Here is a 15,499-nt window from a genome sequence, read left to right as displayed (position 1 = left end):
TTTGGTTACTATTATTTTTTGCTTAAACGTTGAAGCGGAACTCCATAATATCCCCATCTTGGACCACATAGTCCTTACCTTCTTCACGCAGGCGACCGGCTTCCTTGACGGCTTTTTCTGAGCCGTAGGTTACTAAGTCATCGTAGGACATTGTCACCGCTCGGATAAAGCCGCGCTCAAAGTCCGAGTGAATGATTCCAGCAGCTTGAGGAGCCTTAATGCCGCGTTTAAAGGTCCAGGCCCGCACTTCCTTTTCACCAGCAGTGAAGTAGGTGCCCAAGCCCAGCAGGTGGTAAGCTGCGCGTGTCAGCTTATCTACACCTGACTCTGTAAGTCCCATGGCTTCAAGAAATTCCCCCTTATCCTCGTCATCCAATTCAGAAATTTCTTCCTCGGCCCGCGCTGAAATAACTACGACTTCAGCATTTTCAGTTACTGCAAAATCACGAATCTGTTTGACGTAGTCAATAGAATCTGGATTAGCTACCTGTTCCTCATTAACATTGGCCACATAGAGAACAGGCTTAGTGCTCAAAAGAAAGAGGCTCTTAACAATCTTATCTTCCTCTTCGCTAAAATCAATCGTCCGAGCAGATTTTCCATCTTCTAAGACTGGTTTAATCTTCTGCAGAACATTAAACTCAGCGACAGAGTCCTTATCTTTTTGGGTCCGAGCTACTTTTTCCACACGGGCATAGCGCTTATTGACCGACTCCAAATCAGCCAGAATCAATTCCAGATTGATGGTGTCAATATCAGCCAGAGGGTCTACAAAGGCATCTTCACGCCCTTGCTCGCGCATAACATTTTCATCATCAAAGGCCCGAACCACATGGACGATAGCATCTACCTCACGGATATTGGCCAAAAATTTATTTCCCAGACCTTCACCCTTGGAAGCCCCCTTAACGATACCAGCAATATCGGTAAATTCAAAAGTCGTTGGTACCGTCTTCTTAGGCTTGATCAATTGGGTCAATTTTTCCAAGCGCTCGTCCGGCACTTCAACCATACCGACATTAGGGTCAATAGTGGCAAAAGGATAGTTAGCCGCTTCTGCCCCTGCCTTAGTAATTGCATTAAAAAGCGTTGATTTCCCAACGTTAGGCAAACCAACAATACCAGCTGTTAAAGCCATTTTCTTGTCTCCGTTCTCATTTCAATCATGACTATTATAGCAAAAAGGTCTGTTGAATAACAGACCTTTATTCTAGCTTTTACCCCCATCTTTCTTTTTTCACCACGACCTGGGTTCCAGCCAATAAATCTCCTAGATGACGCTTATCTTTTCTAAAAAAGCCCATAACTATCATTAAAATAACTAAAATTAGGCTGAGAGCAGTAAAAACATGTCCTGACAAACTAGTGTAATCCGTGTAAATACCAGCAATAGTTCCCATATGACCTAATTGCCAGGGTAAAAATTTAATCAGATTTCGGATAAAGGCGGAGATAAGAGGAGGATTCTTGTAAATCAATACCAATCCTGCTTTTTTCTTTCCAAGACTTCCACCTATCATATCCATAAAAGTAAAAATCAAAATAATTGGAAGAACAGATAAAATTGTCGCAATCAACTGGCTTTGTCCTTCTGTAAAATTTGAAATTTTTCCAAAAACAAGGAAATAAAATCCCATTGCTAAAATGAACAAGGTCAGCAAATAAGCAATAATGACAAAATAATCATAGAAAAGTTCTTTCAAACGACGTTGATAGGGGATTGGATTGAAATGTAACCTAGTAGCCTCCTTTTTTAATGTGTGCAAAAAAGACCAAGTTAAGTTTTACAAAACCTTCTTTATTTTTCGTTCAAAATCATGTTGGCTCATCATCACCACATGATCGCAATTGAACAACGAATTTTGATATCTGCTCCCAGGCGTGTAATTTCCCAATCATTCGCTTTTTTTTCCAGTTGCCTTAATAGTACAGGCATGAGGCTTCTTCATTTCAACATGGCTTCCTAATTCGTACATTTTTTCTCCTTTTGACGAGTAATTTCTAACTAAAATCACGGCAAAAATTGTCAACTATAGATAGAATTGCCTGAAATCTTTTTTACAAACTACAAATAAATCTTCCTCTTTTGAGCAAGCAAGTTCACCTGCCGACGATTTAGAAGTTCGCCATCGACTGCCAATAAGGTTTCATCTGGAAAAGTCAGAGTCAAACTATCCAGTATTTCGTGGTTTAAGTAAGGAGAGGTCTCATGCTTTTTAAAAACTAAAGTCAGCAAAATAGCCATACGCTGCCAAAAATTTTTTCCTTTAGCATAAACAAGGTGCAAGTTTGCATCAAAGACTGTCGAGCTGGGCCAAATCATAATACCGCCACCAAAATAAGTATTATTAGCTAGAGAGAAGAAATAGACATCCTTAATTTCTAAGAGAACACCATTAATTTTCTTAATCTGAACACTTGCGACAGGATTTTTAAACAAGGATAAAATTGCAAGTAAAATATAAGTCAACTTTCCTAAATGGAGTCGATTAAGCATCTGCTTAACAGCTGAATGAGCCGCACGATTGACCACCCAAGCTGAAAAACCAAGATCTAAGCTGTTGAGCAAGACACCAGCCTGATCCACAAAAATAGTTATTTCTCTAGTAGATTCAGCCAAAATATTGTCCATAGTTTCAGCTAGATTTGGCAATCTCAAAGCTTTGGCAAAATCATTACCTGAGCCAACTGGATAGTAGGCAAAGGGGATAGTCTCTGGTAAATAATAAAGCACCTTAGAAAGAGTGCCGTCGCCTCCTAAAATCAAGAGATAGTCTTCATCTGTCCAAGATTTTAGCACGCGCCTCACTTGGCACTTTTCATCATCTGGAGTAGCCGTATAAAAGATTTCCTGCTCAAGCTGAGGATAATTACTTTTAATTTTTTCCACAACCTGACTGGCCTGACGAGCGCCAGCATTGGGATTTGCAATAATAAAAAGGGTCATAGAACTTTCTTGAGCTTTCGCTCAAAATCATAGCGGCTGAGCATGACCACATGGTCACAATTAGTGCAGCGGATCTTAATATCAGCCCCAAGGCGTGTTACTTCCCAACAATTAGCCTTTTTGCCAGTCTCCTTAATAGTGCAGGCATGGGGCTTTTTCATTTCTACTAGCGAGCCAACTTGATACATAGCATCCTCCTGAATTTTAATCTGGCTTTATTATAAACAAATTGCCCTAGACTGACAAATTTATTAAAAATCACTAATTAGTGAAAAATAACCTGACAAAAATTCAGGGGCATCTAATATTATCAACAAGAGCTAGAAAGCCAGGACTGACGGACCCTAGTGCAGTGGAGTCGCACTAGGAAAGTTTATGTCCTTTAAGCGCACAAAAAAGAAGAAGCCCAGCAAAGCTGAACCACTTCCGGAGATTATGAAAAAGAAAAGTTTATTTAGGATTGATTATAGTATAGCCTGAAGCACTTAATTTCTGCTTAAATAATTTCACTAAAGTAAAAAGATTTAATTAGTCCGAACAGGGGTAATCAGTTGAATAAAGTTTTCCCCATCATCACCAGGAGTCAAAGTAAAGGGACGAACTGGTGAAATAAAACGAATCCGTACAGTTTCACTCTTGAGAGCCTTGAGGGCCTCAATCAAATAGGTTGGGTTGAAACTGATGGTCAAGTCACTACCATCAATTTCAAGTGTGTCAATTTCTTCGTTTACCTTACCGACTTCAGGAGAATTAACGTGAGCCGATACCTTGCCATCCACAATTTCTAGCTTAACGGTACCATTTTGAGTAGCATTAGAAATCAAGTGAGCCCGCTCCATAGCTGAGCGAAGATTATTGGTATCAAAGAGAATTTCGGTCTCAAAATCACTAACTAAAAGACGGTCTGTATCTGGGTAAGCTCCTTCTAGCATCCTAGCATAGAAGGAAATGCTTTCGCTTCTGAAAAGAATTTGGCTACCCGATAGGAAAACTTCCACAGTTTCAATATCATCAGTAAAGACAGCAACAAATTCCCGCAAAGAACGACTTGGCAGAACTACATCAAAGTTATCCCCAGAATTTTCCAAAATCAGCTTACGTTGACTCATTCGGTGAGAATCCGTAGCAACAGCCTTGAAATTCTTATTGTCGGTCAAAACCAGGTGAATCCCTGTTAAAATTGGCCGACTTTCTTGCGTACTAGCAGCAAAGGCTGTTTCGGCAATCAGAGTCTTTAAAACCTTGGTATCAAAGATTAAAGGATTGCTGGTGGCAACTTCCTGCAGGCGAGGGTACTGTTCAACATCCTTTCCCTTGAGGGTGATTTCTGATTTACCACTAGTCAAAAGGACTTGACTATGCTCAATTTCCTTAAAATCAAGACTAACATCTGGAAGGCTGGAAACAATGTTAATAAAGAAATTGGCCTCCAAGAGGATGCTACCGGTTTCTGTAATCAAAAGACCGGCATTTTCATCGCTAGTAGCAATTGAATTTTCAATAGAAATTTGTCCATTCGAACCTGTCAGGGTGATACCAGTTGAGTGAACATCAATTTTTAGACTAGAAAGAATGGGGATGGCATTTTTGCTACTGATAGCTCTTTTAGTGGTATTCAAGGCTTGAATGAAAAAGGCCTTATTTATTGAGAAGTTAATCATGAGGACTCCTTTATAGTATTAAGTATAAGTTTAGTAGTAGTAGTAGGTCTTGTGGAGGGCGTGGAAAAGTTTCGAAAGCCTAGGCTCAATAAGCCCCTAGTCCTGTGCACAAGCTGTGGATAAAGAGGTCAGTATTTCCGTCCTTATCCACAAGTCTATTTGATTTTATTTTTGATGGTTTCAATTTCAATACGCAGACTATCATCTTGGGCCAGCATATTTTTAATCTTATTATAGGCATGGAGGACAGTCGAATGATCACGCCCACCAAATTCCTTACCTATCTTGGGAAGACTGTTGTCAGTCATTTCTCTAGCCAGATACATGGCGACCTGACGGGCTAATACAATATTTTGATTGCGCTTGGTTGATTTGATTTCCTTGACAGTAACCCCGTAGAACTTGCTAACTTGAGTTTGAATCTCATCAATGGAAATAATATTGATAACAGGGGCATCCTGCTTACGAGCTCGGATGGCTTCGGCAGCTAAATCAACGGTAATGACATTGGCTTGTTTAACCGTGGCTACCAAATTGATATCCTTGAGGGCGCCTTCTAAGTCACGGACATTGGAATCAAATTGCCCTGCCAAATACTCAATGGTATCTTGGGAGAAGGTATAAGGAAAGCCTTGTTCCAAAATTTTATTGGTCAAAATGGCAATCCTGGTTTCGTAATCTGGCGGTGTAATATCCACCGTCAGTCCCCATTTAAAACGGGTGACCAACCGTTCTTCCAGATTATTGAGGTGGTCGGGTGTTCGGTCGCTGGTCAGTACAATCTGCTTGTTGTTAGCATGGAGGGCATTAAAAGTGTTAAAAAACTCTTCCTGAGTTCCTTCCAAGGTCTTCTTGGCCAGGGATTGAATATCATCAATCAGGAGAACATCTAGGCTACGGAAATTATCTTTAAGCTCCTCCATAGACTCTAGACGAATATGGGTAACAAACTCATTGATGAAGTTTTCTGCTGTGATATAGCGAACTCGGGCATTGGGATTATTTTCCAAGACGGTGTTACCGATGGCATTAAGCAGATGGGTTTTTCCCAGACCAGGCCCTCCCCAGATAAAGAGGGGATTGTAGGTTGTACCAGGACTGTTGGCAACGGCGATGGAAGCCGCCTTGGCCCACTTATTTTCGTCCCCTTGAATGAAGTTGTCAAATTGATATTTGGGATTCAAATTTGAAGGAAGGGCTGGCTGGCTGGACTGAGTTGAACCAGGCTGTGGATAGGCATTTGCCAGTCCTGCTTGTCTGGAATCAAGTCCATTAGCTAGAACAGTATCAATCTCAGCACTTTCAAAAACATATTGGGGTTTAATCTGTTTATTAAAGACTTCAAAGCCAGCAGTAATCAAGACCTGCTGGAGATTTTTTTCCCAAAAGAGTTCCTTCATGCGGTCAATATAGATGATGGCTGTATCATTTTCTACCTTAACCAGTTGAGCATCCAGAACAAAGAATTCAAAAGTCGCTTGAGTGAGATGATCTCTAGCTAATTCCAAGACCCTATTCCAAAAAATCGTTTCATTTTCTGTCATAGCTCTCTCTTTTCAAGAATATCTTGTACCGTATTTTAACATAAAAAAATAAAGTTTTCCACAGGTGCCGAAAAAGAACTGCACAATGTGTACTGGAGTTATCCACAAGTTGTGGAAAGAAAAAAGAAAGCCCTAGTATCAAGGCTTTTCTTAGATTTTTTATGTGGATAAGTAAGATCTCTAAAAAGTAGCATTCACAGATCATTTGAGCCTGTTGATAATTCTGTTCAAGTCTTCTGGCGTAGAAAAAGAAATGCTCAACTTGCCAGACTTTTTATTGGTCATAGAGAGACTGACTGGCATTCCTAGAGATCGCGATAACTCCTCTTCCAAATCCCTTTGGAAAAGATCACCCTTCTTGGACTTCTTTTGTTTGGGACGAGTTTTTAAGTTTAACTGTCTTTCCAATTCTCTGACGGATAGCTTGTTATCTTTAATCTTGTTGAGCCAAGCCAGCTGATCCTCTTCACTCAGCCCTAAAAGCAGACGGGCGTGGCCGGAGGATAAACTGCCATCCTCAAGAGCCTTTTGTAAAGGTGCGGACAAATTTAACAGTCGTAAAAAGTTGGTGATGTAGGGGCGAGATTTCCCCATGTATTTAGCGATTTCCTCGTGGGTCATCTGGCTTGTTTCAAGCAGATTTTTGTAGGCCTTGGCTTCTTCAATCGGATTGAGATTGGAGCGCTGCAGGTTCTCAATAATGGCCTGAATTCGACTATCCTGGTCAGAGAGCTCCTTAATAATGGCTGGAATTGTCTCCAGCTGAGCCAACTGACAGGCTCGAAAGCGCCGTTCACCTGCTATCAACTCATAACCAAAGACGTCTGATTTTCTCACAATGATGGGTTGAATCAATCCATTTTCTTTGATGGAATTGGCCAGTTCCTCCAATTCTTCTTGCTTAAAGTTCAAGCGAGGCTGAAAGGGATTTGGGGAAATATCGCTCAATTTTAATTCTTTTAATTCTAGGGTCATGACTATCCTCAAAATAACAAAAAAAGAGAGCGGGACAAAAATCGTGATTTCGACGAAATCGATTTTGTCGTCCCGCCTCCGCATAGTTGATTTTGGTTTTCTCCAAGGGTCTCCCAGACCCTTGGACCTATCCCTGCCTAGCAAGGGATAAGGACCTTACCACCACTTCGTTGGCATGTGATGGACTAAATGCTAAAGCATTAAATCCATCATCACAAATCAACCACTGCGTCAATGTGTCTGATGCTGAAAAAGTAAAAAGTTAAGGACTTTTGTCCTTAACTCCTTACGAGCTGTCAAGTTTTACTTACTGCTAGATGAAGATGAATCTAAATCATCACTAGATTTATTTAACTTAATATCAGTTGTCTTCTTGCTACCATCTCGGTAGAAAGTAAAGGTGACAGTATCTCCGATTTCATGCTTGTAGAGCTCCTCTTGCAATTCAGCAACAGAGCCAACATCCTTATCGTCTACCTTAGTGATAACATCGTATTCCTTCAACTTACCATCAGCAGGCATGCCTTCTTGGACTGAACCAACGACAACACCCTTAGTGACATCATCAGGAACATCGACCCTATCTTTCACAGATGAGCTTGCACTAGCCAGATCACCCATGGTAATGCCTAGAGCTGGGCGGCTAACCTTACCATTCTTTTCCAATTGGTTGATAGTGGAAACAACATCATTAGAAGGAATGGCAAATCCGAGCCCTTCAGCTCCCTCTAGAGAAATCTTGCTTGAATTGATACCAATGACTTGGCCTTCAATATTAATAAGAGCTCCCCCTGAGTTACCAGGGTTGATAGCGGCATCAGTTTGGAAGGCCTTGGTTTGAGTGGTTGTCCCATCCTCAGCCGTCAGTGTTACTGTCCGGTCTAAGGCAGAGATGATACCTTGAGTTACGGTATTAGCAAATTTCTTATCCAAGGGGCTACCAATAGCAATGGCTGTTTCACCAACCTTGACAGAAGATGAGTCAGCAAATTCAGCTACCTTAGTCACCTTATCGGAAGAAATCTTGATAACGGCAATATCTGAATAGGTATCAGATCCCACTAATTCCCCTTTGACAGCCTTGCTACGATCGGTCTCCCCACCAAGCATGAGGGTCAATTTTTTAGCCCCATAGACAACATGGGCATTGGTAACAACATAAGCATCTTTGCCATCTCTTTTATAGATAACCCCAGAACCTTGAGCGACTGGCGTCAAGCCATCCTTATCTTTTTCATAGCCGGCTTGATCCGCAGCCTTGGCCTGAGATTCGGATAACTCTTGGTAGTTATTAACTGTAACGACGGCATCTTTTACTTTGTCGACCGCCTTTGTCACATCAGAAGAGTTATTGTATTGGGTGTGACTGACCTCATTCTTACCTAAGGAGGTATTAATTCCACTCATTTTTAACATCACAAAGGTGGCCAAAAGTCCACCTAGAAAACCAATCAACAGCATCAAGAAGGGTTGTAGAATCTTTTTCCAAGAAATTTTCTTTATTTTTTTCAATAGTCGGTCCTCCGAAATAAATTTTTCTTTTTTAAAATACCTCTTTAACTATACCCTATTGTCTATTAAAAAGCAAGAATTCACAGGTTGTGGATAAGTTTACTTAAAAACGGGGAAAAAGCCCCTTGAAACAGTCCTAGAGGGATTTCTCATCTGTGGAAAACTTGTGAATAAGAGACTGTGCTATAATGAGTCCATGAAAGTCAAGTTAATTACCGTTGGAAAACTCAAGGAAAACTATCTCAAGGATGGTATGCAAGAATACATCAAGCGACTGGGTCGCTTTACAAAGTTTGAAGCGATTGAGCTGGCAGATGAGAAAACGCCAGACAAGGCTAGTGCTGCTCAAAACCAGCAGATTATGGATAGGGAAGCCAAGCGAATTATGGCTAAGATTAGTGAGCGTGACTTTGTTATTGTTCTGGCCATTGAAGGCCAGGAATGGTCTTCTGAGGAATTTTCTAGAAAGTTAGCTGATGCCACTTTGCGAGGCTTTTCTGATATTAGCTTTGTTATTGGTGGAAGTCTAGGTTTGGCTCCCCAGGTTAAAAAACGGGCCAATCTTTTAATGAGTTTTGGTCGCCTTACCCTTCCTCACCAGCTGATGCGACTAGTTTTACTGGAACAAGTCTACCGAGCCTTCATGATTCAAGAAGATAGCCCCTATCATAAATAAAATCAGGTTGAGGAAAATCCTCAACCTGATTTCTGCAGTGAAGTATGATTCCAGCAGGATTCGAACCTGCGACCGTTCGCTTAGAAGGCGAATGCTCTATCCAGCTGAGCTATGGAACCAGCTTTCTTATTCTATCAAAAGAAAGCTTGACCTGTCAATATTGTTGAATATTTAGATAGCTAGTATGTTAGTCACTTTCTAATGCTAACTTAAAGACCAGGCTTCAAAAACAGCTTAAAAAACTTTAAAATTTATTAGAAAAAACTATTGACACAGGTCCAAGTCTAGGATATACTATTTAAAGTCTGGTCCGTTGGTCAAGGGGTTAAGACACCGCCTTTTCACGGCGGTAACACGGGTTCGAATCCCGTACGGACTATGATAAGACTTTTAAGTTGTCAATTATTTGGCAGCTTTTTATTTTTGCTGAGATGACCCAAAAAGGAGCTGGGCAAAAACTCAAAATCTCACTAATTTTCTCAGATTTAAAAACAAGAAATCGCATGAAATCAGCGTTTTTAAACGAAAGATTTCATGCAATTTTGTTAATTCAGGACTTTTTGCCCAGCCCCTTTGTTTTTGATTTCCCTAGAAAATAATGATAGCCATAGCTATAGCTGATAAAAAGAATTAATCCCGCTAAAGAGAGAAGGCTGGCTAATTTGATGCCATTTGGTAAAAAGCTTAGTTTGACCTGTCCTTTACCAGCAGGGACGTCTACCACCATAAAGCCCTTTTGGGCTCTACGAATTTTAACAGGTTTCCCATTTACTGTAGCTGACCAACCCTTATCATAAGGCAGGGTGAAAAAGAGAGAACCGGCTTTTTTAGCCTGATAATTGGCTGTCACCTGATTATGATGAGTTGTAACCGAGACTGTCTGCTGGTTAATCTTATTCATGGCCCTCTGATAGGCAAGGGTATCAAGGCCATAGAAGGTCGGTTGGTCAAAGGATACCTGACTGTTTTCTGGGAAGCTAAAGGTAAGATTTAATTTTTTAGCCTCTTTGAAGTAACCAAGGTTAAAGAAGCTATAGGCATTGTCAGAGCTATAATTATAGGTTTTCCCATTTACCGTCACCAGAATAGATTTGGCAGAGTCATTACTCAAGGTGAGATTGGGCATGCTGACATAGACTTGCTGGTTGGCTGGAACGTCAACTTGGTAGGAAATTTTAGCAGTAGATTCCCCTGCACTTGCCCTTGCTGTCACCCGATTGTTTAGGAGGCCTGGACTGGACGGCTCTTGTGACAGACTTGACAACCTTGTAAAGTAATTCTGCTTGAGTCCACTCAAGTTATTAAGCAGATAGGTCTGATTATCTAGGGTATTGATAGAAAACTTGACATCTTTGTAAAGGCCTTCTGTCAGAATGGCACCTTGGCTGGCATTTTTATTCTTATAAAGGGTTAATGGTCCGGAATAATTGGTTGCTGCAAAGCCGTATTTTCCAATATCTTCATTGGCAATATTATAGGTTAAACCAAAGAGACTGTCAGCAATAATCGTATTATTCTGGTAGCGTAAATTCAGATTAGTGCCATTAGATTGAAAGCCCAGTCTGTCAAGTTGGCTGCTGGAAGCTGTATTTCGGACGGAAGAAAATTGTGAAATACCATTATAATTGAACTTCATGCTGTCATTACCAGTCTGAGGTAGAAGTCTTTCTGTGCGGTAGAAGGTCTTTTCCTCTTGTTTACTATAGTTGACAAGGTAGTCAATGTCTGGTAAATCTTGTTCATAGCCATCTCTAGATGGAAAGACCCACTCATCGTTAAGGCGACTGACCTGGTAGTAGGAATTTAGTCCAATTTCCAGAACAGAGAAGATTAAGGTGAAGACAATCATGGCCACTCGATTTAATTGCTTTTTCTTGAAGGCGGTCAGAATAACAGCATAGGCAAGGAGAAAGGCCAGCGTCAAAATCAGTTGAGTAGGTTTTAAGAAGGTGTAGTGCTTTCTATAAAGAAAAGTCAGGCCAAAGCCGATAATCAAGAAAGAGAAAACCCCCATAAGTTTTTTCAAGCCAAATGATTTGAGATGACTGAGGCTCTCACCGGCCATCAAGATAATGAGTAAGGAAAAGAGCCAGGCATAACGATGGAGAAACATATTTGGGGCGTGCATTCCCTGCCAGAGTAAATCTAGAGGGTTGAGGTAAAAACTAGCAATTATCAGTCCTAATAAGAGAAAATAGCTCAGTTTGATTTGCCAGTTAATCTCCTTTAGTGTGAAAAAGAGGATAGCCAGAACAAGGGGAAGAAGTCCTACGTAAATCATAGGAATAGCGCCAAACTTTGTCGTGTCATAAGCACCGACAAAGTTTTTAGCGAGGAGATCAAAAGTCCAAACCTTATCAGTTAGTAGGGTATTGAAGGTCGAAAATTTTTCACCATGGGTTGACAGGTCTAGATAGCTTGGTATTAGCATTATTGAGGAAGTTAAACCAGCTAGAATTGACACCACTGTAAAGTTTGTCAAGGAAGTGACAAGTTGTTTCCAAGAGGAACTTCGGCTTAAATTTGTTAAGAAGTAGAGGGTCAAAAAGATGGCCATCATAAATCCAAAATAGTAATTCTGGATAAAGAGTAAAGTTAGTGTCAAGTAATAAAGCCAAAAACTTCTTTTCTCTAAAAGACGATGAAGTCCTAATATAATCAAAGGTGCAAGAATGGAAACATCCAACCAAGTGTTAATTTCAAGTTGGCTGACTGCGAAGCTCATCAAGGCATAGGAGGTTGATAAGCTAAGAATCAATCCTTTTTCTAACTTTACAAAGAGTTGACGAAGTGTAAAGGACATTGACAGTCCCATCAAACCAAACTTAATCAGAGTAAAGAGGTAGACTGCATCAGCCATAGACTTGACACTAAAGAAATAGTAAAAGGGCGAGAGGAAGGAGCCTAAATAATAGCTGGAAAGGGCATAAAAATTTAAGCCCAGCCCAGATGTAAAGGTGTAAAAGAGACTGTCGCTACCGTGCAAGATATTACGCAATTGAATAGCAAAAATGGAATACTGGTGGAAGCCATCACTGGCTAGAATGGTTGTTCTACTTCCCCAATAGATGCCCAGACACCATAAAGATATTAGCATAATCAGGGTGGGGAGAAGAAAGGCAAGCCCGTAGAAAGCCAGACTCTTTCGATGTTTTTTCAATACTGCAATCATAATAAACTTTCCTTATTGAAAAGAGCCTGAGAATACTTCCTCAGCCTCTTTAATCGTTTTTTATTTCCACAAGTTTTGGACCTTGGCCTGAACCTCATCATTAGCCAGAAATTCATCATAGGTCTCATCAATTCGGTCAATAACGCCATTTTTGGAGATGACAACGATATGATTGGCCAAGGTTTGAATAAATTCGTGGTCGTGGCTGGCAAAGATGATAGACTCCTTGAAGTCTCTTAGACCATCATTGAGGCTTGAGATAGACTCCAGATCCAGGTGGTTGGTTGGATCATCCAAGACCAGCACATTTGATTTGAGAAGCATGAGTTTAGAGAGCATGACCCGTACTTTTTCGCCCCCAGAAAGGACATTGACAGACTTGTTAACTTCCTCACCTGAGAAGAGCATACGACCAAGGAAACCACGCAGGAAGGTGTTGTCGTTTTCTTCCTTGGAGGCAAATTGGCGGAGCCACTCTAGGATAGATTCGCCAGATGCAAAATCTCTGGAGTTATCCTTTGGCAGGTAGGATTGACTGGTGGTCACGCCCCACTTGATGGTTCCTTCATAGTCAATGTCTCCCATGAGGGCTCGAATCAGGGCGGTTGTCTGAATATCGTTTTGGCCAATTAGGGCTGTTTTATCACCTGGACGTAAGATGAAACTGATATTGTCGAGGATCTTTTCTCCGTCAATAGTGACAGACAGATTTTCCACCGTCAAGAGATCATTACCGATTTCACGTTCAGATTTAAAGTTGATGAAGGGATATTTACGACTAGAAGGAACAATTTCTTCTAATTCAATCTTATCCAACATCTTTTTTCGTGAGGTAGCCTGTTTGGATTTGGAAGCATTGGCTGAGAAACGGGCCACAAATTCTTGTAGCTCTTTAATTTTTTCTTCGGCCTTGGCATTGCGGTCAGCCTGCAACTTGGCAGCTAACTCTGAAGATTCCTTCCAAAAATCATAGTTACCGACATAGATTTGAATCTTACCAAAGTCCAAATCGGCCATGTGGGTGCAGACCTTATTTAAAAAGTGGCGGTCATGGGATACCACAATGACAGTATTTTCAAAGTCAATCAAAAATTCTTCCAACCAGGAGATAGACTGAATATCAAGACCATTAGTTGGTTCGTCCAAGAGCAGGACATCTGGCTTACCAAAGAGAGCCTTGGCCAGGAGGACCTTAACCTTGTCACCGTTAGCCAACTCGCTCATATTTTGATAGTGGAGGTCTTCAGGAATATTGAGGTTTTGCAGGAGTTGAGAGGCTTCACTTTCAGCTTCCCATCCACCCAACTCAGCGAAGGTACCTTCCAGCTCGGCAGCCTTAACCCCATCTTCTTCAGAAAAGTCAGGCTTCATATAGATAGCGTCTTTTTCTTTCATGACCTTGTAGAGTTGCTCATTTCCCATGATTACCACGTCAATGGCCCGCTCTTCTTCGTAGTCAAAGTGGTTTTGGCGGAGAACAGAGAGACGTTCATTAGGACCGAGAGTAACATGGCCAGTTGTTGGCTCAATATCACCGGCTAAGATTTTCAAAAAAGTTGATTTTCCGGCACCGTTGGCTCCAATTAGGCCGTAGGTGTTACCAGCGGTAAAGTTGATGTTAACATTGTCAAAAAGCTTGCGGTCGCTAAAACGCAGGGAAATGTCTGATACTGTAAGCAAAGTGTTACCTCTTTATTCATTAATAATACGTGTTTTCATTCTACTAGAAATAGGGGGATTTTTCAATTTAAAGTGGATGACAAGTCAAAGACAAAAAGGAGTCGGTCGCTGGCTAGGGATTTATGATATAATCTAAAGAGCTATTGAAAGAAAAACTAGAGAGAAGAAAGAAATGACAAAACCTATTATTTTAACTGGCGATAGACCTACTGGCAAGCTTCACATTGGTCATTATGTGGGGAGTCTCCAGAACCGTGTTCGGCTGCAAAATGAAGATAAGTACCAAATGTTTGTCTTTTTAGCTGACCAACAGGCCCTGACTGACCATGCCAAAGACCCCCAGACCATTGTGGAATCTGTCGGTAATGTGGCTCTGGATTATTTGGCAGCAGGTTTGGACCCTGAAAAATCAACTATTTTTATTCAAAGTCAGATTCCTGAATTGGCTGAATTGTCTATGTACTATATGAATCTGGTATCCCTAGCTCGTCTGGAACGCAATCCGACCGTTAAAACGGAAATTGCCCAAAAAGGCTTTGGTGAGTCTATTCCGACTGGATTTTTGGTCTATCCCATTGCTCAGGCAGCGGATATTACAGCCTTTAAGGCTAATTCGGTACCTGTGGGTAATGACCAAAAACCTATGATTGAGCAAACTAGGGAAATTGTCCGCAGCTTTAATCACGCCTATAATTGTGACGTATTGGTCGAGCCAGAGGGTATCTATCCTGAAAATGAAGCTGCTGGTCGTCTGCCCGGTCTTGATGGTAATGCCAAGATGTCCAAGTCGCTAGGCAATGGGATTTACTTAGCCGATGATGCCGATACGCTCAGAAAAAAAGTCATGAGTATGTATACTGACCCTAACCACATCAAGGTTGAGGACCCTGGCCAAATTGAAGGCAATATGGTTTTCCATTATCTTGATGTCTTTGGTCGCAAGGAGGACCAAGCGGATATTCAGGCCATGAAGGAGCACTATCAAGCTGGTGGTCTGGGAGATGTCAAGACCAAACGCTACCTCCTAGAAATTTTAGAACGCGAACTAGGACCTATTCGGGAACGTCGCCTAGAATTTGCTAAGGACATGGGGCAGGTCTATGATATGCTGAAAAAAGGCAGTCAGGCTGCCCAAGAAGTGGCTGCCCAAACCCTAGATGAGGTTAAAGCAGCTATGGGTATCAATTATTTTAAATAGGAAAGCTAGGTTGAGATGTAAAAATCTCGGCCTTTTTGAATTCTTGAAATGGGTAGCTTTTGAGACTGGCAGAAAGAACGAATTTTTGCTGGATTTTTTAGGTGCCCTCCCCAAAATTTTATTGACAAATTTTT

The 15,499-nt window shown here is 41.2% G+C and carries 12 protein-coding genes, 2 tRNA genes and 1 pseudogene; 3 read left to right on the top strand and 12 right to left on the bottom strand.

What is annotated here, in order from left to right:
* Positions 1-22 precede the first annotated feature (22 nt).
* From ychF to DYE66_RS01775, 9 genes and pseudogenes are all read right to left on the bottom strand, one after another.
* Positions 23-1,138, bottom strand: a complete 1,116-nt coding sequence (gene ychF / locus DYE66_RS01815; protein ID WP_002999592.1) for a redox-regulated ATPase YchF — start codon at positions 1,136-1,138, stop codon at positions 23-25.
* A gap of 79 nt (positions 1,139-1,217) precedes the next feature.
* Positions 1,218-1,766: an RDD family protein gene (locus tag DYE66_RS01810; protein ID WP_019783205.1), complete on the bottom strand. Its 549-nt coding sequence runs from the start codon at positions 1,764-1,766 to the stop codon at positions 1,218-1,220.
* Positions 1,767-1,784: 18 nt separating this feature from the next.
* Positions 1,785-1,976: pseudogene (locus DYE66_RS01805) on the bottom strand (DUF951 domain-containing protein).
* A gap of 89 nt (positions 1,977-2,065) precedes the next feature.
* Positions 2,066-2,947: a diacylglycerol/lipid kinase family protein gene (locus DYE66_RS01800; RefSeq protein ID WP_002999542.1), complete on the bottom strand. Its 882-nt coding sequence runs from the start codon at positions 2,945-2,947 to the stop codon at positions 2,066-2,068.
* Positions 2,944-3,135, bottom strand: coding sequence for a DUF951 domain-containing protein (locus DYE66_RS01795; protein WP_002999608.1), 192 nt, complete (start codon positions 3,133-3,135; stop codon positions 2,944-2,946). Before DYE66_RS01795 ends, DYE66_RS01800 begins: the two co-directional genes overlap by 4 nt.
* Positions 3,136-3,471: 336 nt before the next feature.
* On the bottom strand, positions 3,472-4,608 hold the full coding sequence (gene dnaN / locus DYE66_RS01790) for a DNA polymerase III subunit beta (protein ID WP_002999644.1): 1,137 nt from the start codon (positions 4,606-4,608) through the stop codon (positions 3,472-3,474).
* Positions 4,609-4,763: 155 nt separating this feature from the next.
* Positions 4,764-6,152: a chromosomal replication initiator protein DnaA gene (gene dnaA, locus DYE66_RS01785; RefSeq protein WP_002999528.1), complete on the bottom strand. Its 1,389-nt coding sequence runs from the start codon at positions 6,150-6,152 to the stop codon at positions 4,764-4,766.
* Positions 6,153-6,353: 201 nt separating this feature from the next.
* The gene (locus DYE66_RS01780) at positions 6,354-7,127 is read right to left on the bottom strand and encodes a ParB/RepB/Spo0J family partition protein (protein WP_019787974.1); all 774 of its coding nucleotides are present in this window, start codon (positions 7,125-7,127) and stop codon (positions 6,354-6,356) included.
* A gap of 303 nt (positions 7,128-7,430) precedes the next feature.
* Entirely contained in the window at positions 7,431-8,639 is a 1,209-nt protein-coding gene (locus tag DYE66_RS01775) for a S1C family serine protease (protein ID WP_002999552.1), read from the bottom strand.
* A gap of 196 nt (positions 8,640-8,835) precedes the next feature.
* On the opposite strand from DYE66_RS01775, the gene rlmH reads away from it, so the two are divergent.
* Positions 8,836-9,315, top strand: a complete 480-nt coding sequence (gene rlmH, locus DYE66_RS01770; protein WP_002999712.1) for a 23S rRNA (pseudouridine(1915)-N(3))-methyltransferase RlmH — start codon at positions 8,836-8,838, stop codon at positions 9,313-9,315.
* Positions 9,316-9,360: 45 nt separating this feature from the next.
* Here the strand turns inward: rlmH and DYE66_RS01765 are convergent.
* A tRNA-Arg gene (locus DYE66_RS01765) sits at positions 9,361-9,434 on the bottom strand.
* A 188-nt stretch (positions 9,435-9,622) separates the two neighbouring features.
* On the opposite strand from DYE66_RS01765, the gene DYE66_RS01760 reads away from it, so the two are divergent.
* A tRNA-Glu gene (locus DYE66_RS01760) sits at positions 9,623-9,694 on the top strand.
* A gap of 171 nt (positions 9,695-9,865) precedes the next feature.
* On the opposite strand, the gene DYE66_RS01755 is transcribed toward DYE66_RS01760, so the two are convergent.
* A complete protein-coding gene (locus DYE66_RS01755; protein WP_002999547.1) occupies positions 9,866-12,487 on the bottom strand; it encodes a YfhO family protein in 2,622 nt (873 codons plus the stop codon).
* A 60-nt stretch (positions 12,488-12,547) separates the two neighbouring features.
* A complete protein-coding gene (locus DYE66_RS01750) occupies positions 12,548-14,167 on the bottom strand; it encodes an ATP-binding cassette domain-containing protein (RefSeq protein ID WP_002999594.1) in 1,620 nt (539 codons plus the stop codon).
* 172 nt (positions 14,168-14,339) lie between these two features.
* Here DYE66_RS01750 and trpS point away from each other — a divergent pair, with 172 nt between their 5' ends.
* Positions 14,340-15,365 (top strand): tryptophan--tRNA ligase, encoded by a 1,026-nt coding sequence (trpS, locus tag DYE66_RS01745; protein ID WP_002999728.1) that lies wholly within the window; start codon positions 14,340-14,342, stop codon positions 15,363-15,365.
* The last annotated feature ends 134 nt before the right edge of the window (positions 15,366-15,499 follow it).

The sequence above is a fragment of the Streptococcus downei MFe28 genome (assembly GCF_900459175.1).
GTDB lineage: Bacteria > Bacillota > Bacilli > Lactobacillales > Streptococcaceae > Streptococcus > Streptococcus downei.
The sequence above is the reverse complement of the archived record's forward strand: the minus strand, read 5'-3'. Positions and strand labels throughout refer to the sequence as shown.